This window comes from Rhizobium sp. NFR03 (assembly GCF_900111275.1).
GTDB lineage: Bacteria > Pseudomonadota > Alphaproteobacteria > Rhizobiales > Rhizobiaceae > Ferranicluibacter.
This window is the reverse complement of the sequence record NZ_FOGR01000023.1, coordinates 1-11797: the sequence shown is the minus strand read 5'-3', so window position 1 is coordinate 11797 and position 11797 is coordinate 1. Positions and strand designations below refer to the sequence as shown.

General features: G+C 63.3%; 12 protein-coding genes. 11 read left to right on the top strand and 1 reads right to left on the bottom strand.

Features of this window, described 5'->3' with window-relative positions; all coding sequences use genetic code 11:
• From BSG19_RS25430 to BSG19_RS25380, 11 genes are all read left to right on the top strand, one after another.
• On the top strand, positions 1 to 456 hold a 456-nt coding region (locus BSG19_RS25430; protein ID WP_139274838.1), incomplete at its 5' end, for an ABC transporter permease.
• Between the two features lie 82 nt (positions 457 to 538).
• Positions 539 to 1477 (top strand): sugar ABC transporter substrate-binding protein, encoded by a 939-nt coding sequence (locus BSG19_RS25425; RefSeq protein WP_092990784.1) that lies wholly within the window; start codon positions 539 to 541, stop codon positions 1475 to 1477.
• 28 nt (positions 1478 to 1505) lie between these two features.
• On the top strand, positions 1506 to 2408 hold the full coding sequence (locus tag BSG19_RS25420) for a sugar phosphate isomerase/epimerase family protein (RefSeq protein ID WP_092990783.1): 903 nt from the start codon (positions 1506 to 1508) through the stop codon (positions 2406 to 2408).
• Position 2409: 1 nt separating this feature from the next.
• On the top strand, positions 2410 to 3420 hold the full coding sequence (locus BSG19_RS25415) for a Gfo/Idh/MocA family protein (RefSeq protein ID WP_092932611.1): 1011 nt from the start codon (positions 2410 to 2412) through the stop codon (positions 3418 to 3420).
• 8 nt (positions 3421 to 3428) lie between these two features.
• On the top strand, positions 3429 to 4214 hold the full coding sequence (locus BSG19_RS25410) for a TIM barrel protein (RefSeq protein ID WP_092990782.1): 786 nt from the start codon (positions 3429 to 3431) through the stop codon (positions 4212 to 4214).
• Positions 4215 to 4291: 77 nt separating this feature from the next.
• The gene (iolC, locus tag BSG19_RS25405; RefSeq protein WP_092990785.1) at positions 4292 to 6229 is read left to right on the top strand and encodes a bifunctional 5-dehydro-2-deoxygluconokinase/5-dehydro-2-deoxyphosphogluconate aldolase; all 1938 of its coding nucleotides are present in this window, start codon (positions 4292 to 4294) and stop codon (positions 6227 to 6229) included.
• 1 nt (position 6230) lies between these two features.
• Positions 6231 to 8066, top strand: a complete 1836-nt coding sequence (gene iolD / locus BSG19_RS25400) for a 3D-(3,5/4)-trihydroxycyclohexane-1,2-dione acylhydrolase (decyclizing) (protein WP_092990781.1) — start codon at positions 6231 to 6233, stop codon at positions 8064 to 8066.
• Between the two features lie 27 nt (positions 8067 to 8093).
• Positions 8094 to 9011: a myo-inosose-2 dehydratase gene (gene iolE / locus BSG19_RS25395; RefSeq protein WP_092990780.1), complete on the top strand. Its 918-nt coding sequence runs from the start codon at positions 8094 to 8096 to the stop codon at positions 9009 to 9011.
• Between the two features lie 14 nt (positions 9012 to 9025).
• Positions 9026 to 9838 carry a 5-deoxy-glucuronate isomerase gene (gene iolB / locus BSG19_RS25390; protein WP_092990779.1) on the top strand — a complete coding sequence of 271 codons (813 nt, stop codon included), beginning with the start codon at positions 9026 to 9028 and terminating at the stop codon, positions 9836 to 9838.
• Positions 9839 to 9860: 22 nt separating this feature from the next.
• Positions 9861 to 10250 (top strand): tautomerase family protein, encoded by a 390-nt coding sequence (locus BSG19_RS25385; RefSeq protein WP_092990778.1) that lies wholly within the window; start codon positions 9861 to 9863, stop codon positions 10248 to 10250.
• Positions 10247 to 11149, top strand: a complete 903-nt coding sequence (locus BSG19_RS25380; RefSeq protein ID WP_092990777.1) for a MurR/RpiR family transcriptional regulator — start codon at positions 10247 to 10249, stop codon at positions 11147 to 11149. Before BSG19_RS25385 ends, BSG19_RS25380 begins: the two co-directional genes overlap by 4 nt.
• Positions 11150 to 11156: 7 nt before the next feature.
• Here BSG19_RS25380 and BSG19_RS26245 read toward each other — a convergent pair.
• Positions 11157 to 11797: Gfo/Idh/MocA family protein (locus BSG19_RS26245; protein ID WP_210185422.1), on the bottom strand; the 641-nt coding region annotated here is incomplete at its 5' end.

Sequence of the window (11797 nt, the reverse complement as noted above, 5' to 3'; positions counted from 1 at the left end):
ATTTTCCTCATCGTCGCCGCCATCATGCATGTGGTCCTGCGCTACACCCGTTATGGCAAGTTCACCTATGCCATCGGCGCGAACAAGCAGGCGGCGCGCGTCTCGGGCATCGATGTCGAGCGCCACACGGTCAAGGTCTATGCGGTCGCGGGCCTTCTCTCGGCACTCGCCGGCATCGTCGTCGCCTCGCGTGGCCTGACCGCTCAGGCCGGGATGGGCACGAGCTATGAACTCGACGCCATTGCCATGGCCGTCATCGGCGGTGTTTCCCTTTCGGGCGGTCGCGGCTCCATCCTCGGCACCATGATCGGCATGGTCATCTTCGGGGTCATCATCTCCGGGTTCACGTTCCTCCGGCTCGATGCCTATTACCAGGAAATGCTCAAGGGCATCATCATCGTCGCCGCCGTCGTGGCCGACGTTTACCGACAGCGAAAGCGCGTGAAGACGGCCTGAAACCCAGGCACGTCTTCCAAGGGAGCCGGCCTCCCAGCGTCCAACATCACCACCAAACGACCTTCAATTAGCGAGACCTCCGATGAGACAGCTCCTGATCACGACCGCACTTTGCCTTTTTGCAGCACCTGGCCTTCTTGCATCGCCGGCATTCGCCGAGACGAAGGTTGCGGTGTCCATGACGTCCTTCGACAATCCGTTTCTGACGATCCTGCTGAACGGCATTCGCGCCGGCGCAGCGAAAGATACGACCATCGAGCTTCTCACCGAAGACGCCCAGCTCGATCCGGCCAAGCAGCTGAGCCAGGTCGAGAATTTCATCGCCAACGGCGTCGACGCCATCATCGTCAATGCCGTTGATGGAGACGCGACGGCCGCGATTACGCAGGCGGCGCGAAACGCCAAGATCCCGCTCGTCTACGTCAACCATCCGCCGGCCGAGCTCGAGAGCGGCCTGCCGGATGGCACCGCTTTCGTCGGCTCCAACGAGCTTGATTCCGGGACCATGGAAGCAGAGGCAGCCTGCAAGCTGATGGGCGGCAAAGGTCGCGCCGTCATTCTGATGGGCCCTCTCGAGAACCACGCTGCCTTGACCCGCACCAAGGATGTCGAGGCCGTGTTCGCGCGGCCCGACTGCAAGATCGAGATTATCGAGAAGCAGACGGCCAACTGGAACCGGACCCAGGCACAGGATCTCACCGCGTCCTGGCTGACCGCAGGCGTGCAGTTCGATGCCGTCATTGCCAATAATGACGAGATGGCCATCGGTGCCGCCCAGGCTCTGAAGTCCGCCGGCGTCGACATGAAGAGCATCGTGATCGCCGGCATCGATGCCACACCGGACGGCCTTGCCGCCATGACCTCGGGCGACCTCGACCTGACGGTCTTCCAGAATGCGACCAGGCAGGGGGAGGTCGCGGTCGAGACGGCTATCGCGATGGCCTCGGGCAAGCCGACCGAGAAGGCCCTCTGGGTGCCCTTCGAACTCGTCACGCCGGACACCATGGCGACCTACAAGTGAAACGACAGCGGCCCCGGAGAAGAAGCCCATGAAACACACACTCGACCCGCACATGTTCCGGCACCTGTCGCTGGAGGACACCTGCCGCAAGGTTGCCGATCTCGGCTACGATAACGTCGAACTGTCCCCGCGTCCGGATTTTCTCTCCTGGTGGACGAGGCCGAAAGTCTATCCGGAGCGCGTCGCCAGCTTCAAGAAGGCGCTGAAGGATCATGGCGTCGGCCTTGCGACACTCCAGCCGATGTATCGCTGGGCGAGCCCTTACCAGGACGAGTGGGACAACGCGATCGACAACTGGAAACGCGTCATCGAGATCGCGGTCGAGATGGATGGCCCGATGCTCGTCTCGGAGTTCGGCCGTGGCGGATCGCCGGAGCGTAGCCTGAACGATCGTTCCGGCCTCCATCGTCCCGAAACCTGCGAGGCCCAGTTCTTCCGCGCGATGGATGTTCTCGTGCCGCTCCTCGAGAAGGAGGGCCTCGTCCTGTCGCTGGAAGCGCACCCGGAAGACTGGATCGAACAGATCGCGCCGGCCGTCGACATCATCAAGACGATCAACTCGCCGTCCGTCAAAGCGTCGTTCATCGCGCCGCACACGTTCTTCTACGGTCCCGACATGGTCGCCAATCTCCGCGCCACGGAGGGGCATCTGGTGCATGTCCGGCTGGCCGACACCTACGACCACAACAAGTCGTCGGAGCTCCGCTACATCGTCAACCCTCCCGGTTCCAAGGTGCGTGTCCATCAGCACACCGACTTCGGCCAGGGCGAGATCGATTTCGATACGTTCTTCGCGACGCTCGCAGACATGAAATTCGACGGTGTTCTCTCGAACTGCGTGTTCGCCTGGGAAGACCGCGTCGATGAGAGCGCGCGCTTCATGCTCAACGAAACCCGGCGCTACGTCGCCAAATACTGGAATGAGGCCTGAAATGACTGTTAGAATTGGTGTTATCGGCACGGGCGCCATCGGGCGCGATCATGCGCGCCGCATCAACCACGTCCTCGGCGGCGCAAGGATCGTCGCCCTGAGCGATGTCAACCGGGCCTCGGCCGAAGCGGTCAAGGCAGACATCGCGCCGGATGCCGCCATTTTCGACACGGGCGAGGCGCTGATCGCCTCGCCGGATGTCGATGCCGTCCTCGTGACCTCCTGGGGCGCGACGCACGAACAATATGTCCTCGCAGCAATCGCTGCCGGCAAGCCGTGTTTCTGCGAGAAGCCGCTGGCCACGACGGCGGATGGCGGCAAGCGCATCGTCGATGCGGAAGTCGCTCATGGGAAACGCCTGGTGCAGGTCGGCTTCATGCGCCGCTACGATGCGGGCTATGTCGCCCTGAAGAAGGTCGTCGACAGCCAGATCGGCGCGCCGATCATGGTCCATGCCGCTCATCGGAACCCCGCCGTTCCCGAGCAATACGTCACCCCGATGGCGATCCACGACACGATGATCCACGAGATCGACGTGCTGCGCTGGCTGCTCGACGACGACTATGTCTCCGCCCGCGTCCTCTTTCCCAGGGCCTCCGCCCGCAGCCATGCCAAGCTTCGCGATCCGCAGATCGTCATTCTGGAAACCGCCAAGGGCACGATCATCGACGTCGAGATCTTCGTGAACTGCCACTACGGCTACGACATCCAGTGCCAGGTCGTCGGCGAGGACGGTATCGCCAACTTGCCCGATCCCATGGCCATTCCCATGCGTCTGGGTGCGCGCCAGCAGAGCGAAATCCTGACCGACTGGAAGGACCGTTTCATCGCCAGCTACGACGTCGAACTGCAGGATTTCATTCATGCCGCTGCCAGGGGCACCGCCTCCGGCCCGAGTTCATGGGACGGCTATGTCGCCGCGATCACATCGGATGCCTGCGTCAGCGCGCAGGATGCCGAAGGTGCCGCGATCGCCATCAACCTTCCCGCCCGTCCGGCGCTGTATAACTGAGGTCTCCCATGCGTTTTGCCATTAATCACATCACGGCCCCGAACCTGTCTCTTGAGGATTTTTTTTCCACCGCTCGCCGTCTCGGGCTGACGGAGGTCGAAATCCGCAACGATACCCCGGATGTCGTCCACACGATGGACCCCGCAGACGTCAAGGCGGCGGCGGAAAGGGCCGGCGTCGAGATCGTTTCGATCAATGCGCTTTATCCCTTCAACGTCTGGTCGGGAGATCTGCCGGCAAAGGCCGTGGCTCTGGCGGATTACGCTGCGGCGAGCGGCGCCAGGGCGCTGGTCATGTGCCCGCTGAACGACGGGACAAAGGTCTCGTTCGATGATCTCGTGGCAGCCCTCTCAGCCATGAAGCCGATCCTTCGGGCGCGCGGTCTGACAGGCCTCGTCGAGCCCCTGGGGTTCCCGATCTCCTCCTTGAGAACGAAGGCGGAAGCCCTCAGCGCCATCGATGCGGCTGACGGCAGCGATGTCTACAGACTGGTCCACGACACCTTCCATCATCACCTTGCCGGGGAAACCGAGTTTTTCCCAGGCCGTACGGGCCTTGTCCACATCTCGGGCGTGGTCGATCCGGCGGTTGCGGTGGACGACATGCTCGATGCGCACCGCGTGCTGGTGGATGATGCAGACCGTCTGGAGAACGTGGCGCAGATCAAGGCGCTGATCGCCGCCGGCTTCGATGGCCCCTTCAGCTTCGAGCCCTTCGCCGAAGAGGTCCACGCGTTGCCCGATCCGGAAGCGGCCGTCCGCAAGAGCATCGCCTACGTCTCGGACCATCTCTGACGCAACGAGCGGCCGTGTCTGCGCGCGGGTGCAGGCACGGTCGATCCCTGGAACCACGGCCCATGCCGGAGGATGAAATGAACAAGTCACTGGATGTCATCACGATCGGTCGATCATCCGTCGATCTATACGGCGCCCAGATCGGGGGACGTCTGGAGGATATGGGGTCCTTCCGCAAATATATCGGCGGCTCGCCGACCAATATGGCGGCGGGAACGGCGCGGCTCGGCCTCCGGTCGGCTCTGATCACGCGGGTCGGTAACGAACATATGGGGCGCTTCATCCGCGAGGAACTGACGCGCGAAGGTGTCGATGTCACCGGGGTGAAGACCGATCCCGAGCGGCTGACGGCGCTCGTGCTTCTCGGCATCCGCGACGAGAGGACATTTCCACTGATCTTCTATCGCGAGAACTGTGCCGACATGGCCCTGTGCGAGGACGACATTGACGAAGAGCTCATTGCCCGTTCACGCTCCGTCGTTGCCACCGGCACGCATCTGAGCCACCCGAATACGGAAAAGGCGGTTCTGAAGGCGCTGGAGCTTGCCCGCAAGCATGGGGCCCGGACCGCGCTCGATATCGATTACCGTCCCAACCTCTGGGGCCTTGCCGGCCATGGCGACGGCGAGAGCCGCTTCGTGGAAAGCGCGGCCGTCACATCCAAGCTGCAATCGACACTCCACCTCTTCGACCTCATCGTCGGAACGGAAGAAGAGTTCCACATCGCGGGCGGCTCCACGGAAACGATCGCGGCCTTGCGTGCGGTTCGCGCCGTCTCGGGCGCGACGCTCGTCTGCAAGCGCGGTGCGGCAGGGGCCGTGGCCTTCACGGGCGATATTTCCGACGATCTTGACGACGGAGAGGCCGGCCCCGGCTATCCCATCGAGGTCTTCAACGTGCTGGGTGCTGGCGACGGGTTCATGTCCGGCCTCATCAAGGGCTGGCTTGAAGATGCCGCATGGCCGCGTGCCCTTCAATATGCCAATGCGTGCGGCGCCTTCGCCGTCAGCCGCCACGGCTGCACGCCGGCCTATCCCTCGCTGGCAGAGCTCATGTTCTTCCTCGATCGAGGGGTGAAGACCAAGGCGCTGCGTCAGGATCTTGAGCTCGAGCAGATCCACTGGGCGACGAACCGGCATCAGGACTGGTCGATCATGCGCGTCTTCGCCTTCGATCACCGCATGCAGCTGGAAGCCATGCCGGGGGCCACACCCGACAAGATCGGTCACTTCAAGGCGCTCTGCCTTCAAGCGGCGCTCGGCGTGCAGAACGGTCGGCAGGGATACGGCATTCTCTGCGATAATCGCCTCGGCAAGCGTGCTCTGCATGCGGCTTCCGGCACCGGCCTCTGGATCGGCCGCCCGGTGGAGTGGCCGGGATCGCGTCCCCTGACGCTCGAGCCGGAGATCGGTCCCGACTTCGGCGGCCTTGATGAATGGCCGCTCGACAATGTCGTGAAGGTCCTGTGCTTCTGCCATCCTGATGATGCCCCTGATCTCAGGGCTATGCAGGAGGAAACGGTCAGGCGACTTTTTGCGGCCGCGCGGCGCAACCGGCTGGAGTTTCTGCTGGAGATCATTCCGTCGAAGGTCGGCCCGGTCGATGACGATACGAATGCCACCCTGATCCGCCGGTTCTACGAGATCGGCATCTATCCCGACTGGTGGAAGCTCGAGCCGATGGCAAGCCGCGTCGCCTGGGACAATGCCTGCACCGCCATCACCGGCAACGATCCGAATACACGCGGCATCGTCGTCCTCGGCCTCGATGCGCCGGAGGACGAACTGGCGGCCAGCTTCAAGATCGCCGCCAGCTTCCCGCTGGTGAAGGGCTTTGCCGTGGGTCGAACGATCTTCGCCAAGGCTGCCCGAGAATGGCTCGCTGGAGACATTACGGATGCGGATGCCGTGCAGGATATGCAGGCGCGCTATCGCCGCCTCTGCACACTCTGGGAGACGGCGCGCACGCTGGCGCAGGACAACGAAGCGACGGTTTCGTCGCAGGGAGGACTTTGACATGACCGACACCATTCGCCTGACCGCGGCCCAAGCCATGTTCCGCTGGCTTTCCGTGCAGATGACGGAGGAGGGGGATCGCTTCATCGAAGGGGTCTGGGCGATCTTCGGCCATGGCAACGTCGCCGGTATCGGCGAGGCTCTGCATGGCATCGGCGCGAAGCTGCCGACATGGCGCGGACAGAACGAGCAGACGATGGCGCATGCGGCCATCGCCTATGCCAAGACGAAGCGCCGCCGGAAAGCCATGGCGGTGACGTCGTCCATCGGACCCGGCTCGACCAATCTCGTGACGGCCGCAGCGCTCGCCCATGTCAACCGCCTGCCGGTCCTCTTCATTCCCGGCGACGTCTTTGCCAATCGCCGGCCGGATCCGGTGCTTCAGCAGATCGAGGATTTCGACGACGGCACGATGAGCGTCACGGATTGCTTCCGTCCGGTCAGCCGCTATTTCGACCGGATCACCCGGCCGGAACACCTTCTGACCGCACTGCCGCGCGCTCTTCAGGTCATGACGGACCCGGCCACCTGCGGTCCCGTCACGCTCGCCTTCTGCCAGGACGTGCAGGCGGAGGCCTACGACTATCCCCTGTCCTTCTTCGAGACGAAGACATGGCGCATCCGGCGGCCGGAGCCCGACATGCGGGAGGTCGAGGATGTCGTCGCTGCGCTGAAGGGGGCCAAGAACCCCGTGATCGTCGCCGGCGGCGGCGTGCTATATTCCGGTGCGGACGCAGACCTTCTCGCCTTTGCCCGAAAGCACAACATCCCCGTCGTCGAGACGCAGGCGGGCAAGGGGGCGATCGACTGGGAGGAGAAGCTCAACTTCGGTTCGCCGGGGGTAACGGGCACGGATTGCGGCAACGCGATCGCGGCGAAGGCCGACCTCATTCTGGGTGTCGGAACGCGCTTTCAGGATTTCACGACGGGAAGCTGGGCCATCTTCGGCAAGGCGAACCGCAAGCTCGTCTCCATCAACCTCACCGGCTACGACGCGGCCAAGCATGGCGCGATCCCGCTGGTCTCCGACGCGAAAGTGGCGCTGGAGCGAATTTCGAAGGGGCTCGGCGAGCACCGCTTCGCCGATCCGGACTTTGCCGGGCGGGATGCGTGGTTCAAGGCGACAGATCGGGTGACGGCGGCACCGGAGGCTGCGAGCGCCAATATCCTGCCATCGGACGCTCAGGTCATCGGGGCGGTGCAGCGGGTGGCCGGGCCACAGACGGTTGCCATGTGCGCGGCCGGCACCATGCCGGGAGCGTTGCAGATCCTCTGGCGGTCGGTTGCCGGCGGTTACCACATGGAATACGGCTTCTCCTGCATGGGCTACGAGGTCGCGGGCGCGTTCGGCATCAAGCTTGCGGCGCCGGAAAAGGAGGTCGTCTGCTTCGTCGGCGACGGCTCCTACATGATGGCGAATTCCGAACTGGCAACCGCCGTCATGATGCGGGTGCCCTTCACGATCGTTCTCACCGACAACCGCGGTTACGGCTGCATCAACCGGCTTCAGCAGGAGTGCGGCGGTGCCGAGTTCAACAATATGTACAAGGACAGCAACATCGAGGTGCAGCCCGAGATCGACTTCGTGGCGCATGCCGGCTCGATGGGCGCACATGCGGTCAAGGTCGATGGCATCGCTGCCCTTGAAAGCGAGATCGTTCTGGCGCGGGATCGCCAGATCCCCACCGTGATCGTCATCGATACCGAAGCGGAAACCGGTCCGGGTATCGGCGGCGCCTGGTGGGATGTCGCCGTTCCCGCGGTCGGCGATACCGACAAGCTCGCCCAGGCCCGCGCCCATTACGAGGCCAACACCGCGCGCCAGCGCATCAACTGACATCTCGACAGGCCGGAAGGAACGACCATGATACTCTACGGAACCAACCCCATTGCCTGGTCGAATGACGACGATCAGACGATCGGCGCGCATCTGACACTCGAGGATTGCCTGTCGGACTGCCGCAAGATCGGCTTTGACGGCATCGAGAAGGGCCACAAGATGCCGAGCGAGGGCGGGGCACTGAAGGACGCACTCGGCGCGTTCGGCCTGCGCTTCGTTGGCGGCTGGCACTCCACCAATCTCCTCGTCAACGAGGTGGAGACCGAGAAGGCGGCGCTTCAGACGTTCATCGACATGACCAGGGCCGCCGGCGGCGACCACATCAATGTCTGCGAATGCTCCAACACCGTGCATGGCAGCGAGGGCACGCCGGTCAACGACCGGCCGATCATGACCGATGCCGAATGGACACGGTTCTCGGAAGGATACGAGGCGCTTTCGAAGCATGCGGCCGATCAGGGCGTCAGGATGGGCTACCACCACCACATGGGCACGATCATCGAGAGCGCCGCCGACATCGACCGGTTCATGCGCATGGCCGGTCCCCATACGCGGCTTCTTCTCGACACGGGCCACTGCACCTTCGGCGGGGCCGATCCGCAGGAGGTCGCCCGGAAATACATGGACCGCGTGACGCACATCCATGCCAAGAACATCCGGCCCGAGATCATGGCCCGCGTCCGCTCGGAGAACCTGTCGTTTCTCGATGGCGTGCGCCTCGGTGTCTTCACCGTGCCGGGGGATCCGGAAGGCTGCGTCGCCTTCGAACCGGTCCTGAAGATCGCCGCCGAGCACGCCTATGCCGGCTGGCTCGTCATTGAGGCCGAGCAGGACAGCGCCGTTCGGGAGCCGTTCCTCTACCAGAACATGGGCCTGAAGGCTCTAAAGGCGATGTCTCGCGATGCGGGGCTCGACACATCCTCCGCGACGGCAGCCGAATAAAGAGGGCAACTGCTATGAGCATGCTTCGACGCCGGCCCTTTGGCCGTCACGGCAAGGTCCACGAGATCACGCCGCAATCGACCGGCTGGCGTTATGTCGGCTTCAGTCTCTACCGTCTGCGTGCGGGCGACAGGATCGGCGAGGCGACGGGCGCGATGGAAACCATTCTGGTGATGGTGGAGGGCAAGGCACGGTTTCAGGCGGCGGGCACGGATTGGGGCGAACTCGGCGATCGCATGAACGTCTTCGAGCGGACGCCGCCGCATTGCCTCTATGTGCCGAACGACGAGACATGGCAGGCGGAGGCGACCACGGACTGCACCATCGCCGTCTGCCTTGCTCCCGGCAGGGGAGGTCATAAGGCCCACCGCATCGGGCCGGACCGGATCACGCTCACCCCGCGCGGTACCGGCGCAAACCAGCGTTTCATCAACAATATCGCGATGGAAGCCGATGACGACTGCGACAGCCTGCTGGTGACGGAAGTGTTCACGCCCTCCGGCAACTGGTCCTCCTATCCGAGCCACCGGCACGACGAGGACGATTTCCCGCGGATCACCTATCTGGAAGAGACCTATTACCACAGGCTGAACCCTGACACGGGGTTCGGCGTCCAGCGGGTCTACACGGAGGATGGCACACTCGACGAGACCATAGCTGTGAAGTCGCACGATGTCGTCCTCGTGCCACGCGGCCATCACCCCTGCGGCGCGCCTTATGGATTCGATATGTACTATCTCAACGTCATGGCAGGTCCCTTGCGGAACTGGCGTTTCGTTCCCGATCCCGCCGTCCAGTGGATCATCGATCGCGACACGAAGGCGTAGCCGCCAGCCGAAAGGACCTCTCATGCCGCTGATCAAGCTGCACATCCGCAAGGGCCGTTCGGAGGCCGATATCACACGCCTTCTCGACACGGTGCACGCGGTCATGCTGGACGCATTTCATGTGCCGGAGCGCGATCGCTATCAGATCGTGTTCGAACATGAGGACACGCATTTTCGCGCGCTGGACACAGGCCTCGGCTTCACGCGGACGGATCGTTTCGTCCTGATCGAAGTCGTCTCGCGGCCGAGACCGCGAAACGAAAAACTCGCGTTTTATGAAAATCTTGGTGTTCAATTGCCCGAAAGATGTGGCATTCCGGCGTCCGATCTCATGGTGTCTTTCGTTGAGAACGGTGACGAGGACTGGTCGTTCGGCGGGGGTGTCGCTCAATTCGTGACGGGTGATCTATGAGTGGTCGGCTCGACCCCGTCCCGCGAGGTCATCGGGCTGCCTCCGCGCGTGCGCTTCCAAAACCCCGACTGGATGACAAGGACGGCTGTCCGCGGGATCTCGATACGCTCAAAGCCCTGATGCTGGCGCGGCACGCAGACTTTCCCAAGCGGATCGCGACGCTTGCACATTATGCCCTCGACCATCCCGACGACATTGCGTTCGGCACCGTCGCATCAATTGCAGACGCTGCGCAGGTTTCGCCGTCGACGCTCGTCCGTTTTGGGCAGTTCCTCGGATATAGCGGGTTCAGCGATCTTCAGTCGGTGTTCCAGCAGGCGGGACGCGCGAGAATCGTCGCAAAGGCCACATCTCATGCTGCATTTGAGATTGGCCCCGCCCGCGACGACTGGAACGCCATTCAGGAGACTGTCGAGGCCTGCCGCATGTCGCTCGACACGATGGGCGAGACGATCTCCCTTGCCGACATCAGCGCTGCATCGGGCATGCTTTCGACGGCGGATAGCATCTTCATCCTCGCGGGCAAAGACGCTCTGCCGTTCGCAAGCTTCTTCCACCGGCGTCTTGCCGCGATGAGCATCCGGGCGATTCTGCTGACCGACATGGCCTCTGCAATCGACATCCTCGCTCTTGCAAGGCGCGGAGATGCGGCCGTCATCCTGGAGACGGCGCCGTTCAGCAGTGCTCTCCCCGCTCATGTCGTGACCATCAAAGAGCTGCAGATGCCGATTGTCTGTATGACCGAAACGCCACTGTCGCCCACGGCAGCACTCGCCAGCGTTCGTTTCGATCTCGCCGGTGCCGGCAGAGACGCCTTGTCACGCATGACGGCAGGCATCGTACTCGGCGACGCCCTGGCGAACGGCATCCGTGCGTCGTTGCAGACGACCAGCGGGTGACGGAGGCCTATTCCACCAGCCCTGCCTGCGTGAAGTCGATGCCGAGCGCCTGCCGTATGCCGTCGAGCAGCCGCATGGTAGCGAGCGATGCCTCGGCGGGTCGGCACGCCGTCTCGCGTTTTCCTTCCGAGATCGCCCAGGCGATCTCGGCGGCTTCGTAAAAAAGACCCTGGAAATGCGCGCCTCTCGGCTGTTCGTAGCGCAGGCGGCGGGTGCCATCGAGGGACCAGACCTCGAAGCTGCCCGGCAGGAGAAACTCCGTCTCGAACCGGATGGTGCCTCGGCTGCCCATGATCGCCGCGTTCGTCGGGCTGAAACCGTAAGGCGATGTCGACATTGTGCCGAGAGCGCCGCTCTTGTTGGAGACGACAACGGAGAGCTGTCCGTTGACGCCGGCCGGGTCGGGCGTGGCCAGGCCGACGATGCGTTCGGGCGTGCCAAGAAGCTTGGCGAGGAGCGAGACGGGATATGTACCGAGATCGAGCAGAGGCCCGCCGGCAAGCGTCGCATCGAAGATCCGATGGTCGCGCGGCAGGTATTCGCCATACTCCGTATAGACGGAGAGGATGTCGCCGATGATGCCGGCATCGAGGATCTGGCTGATCACGTCGAATTTGGGGAGGAAGTAGGTCCAGAGAGCCTCGGCGA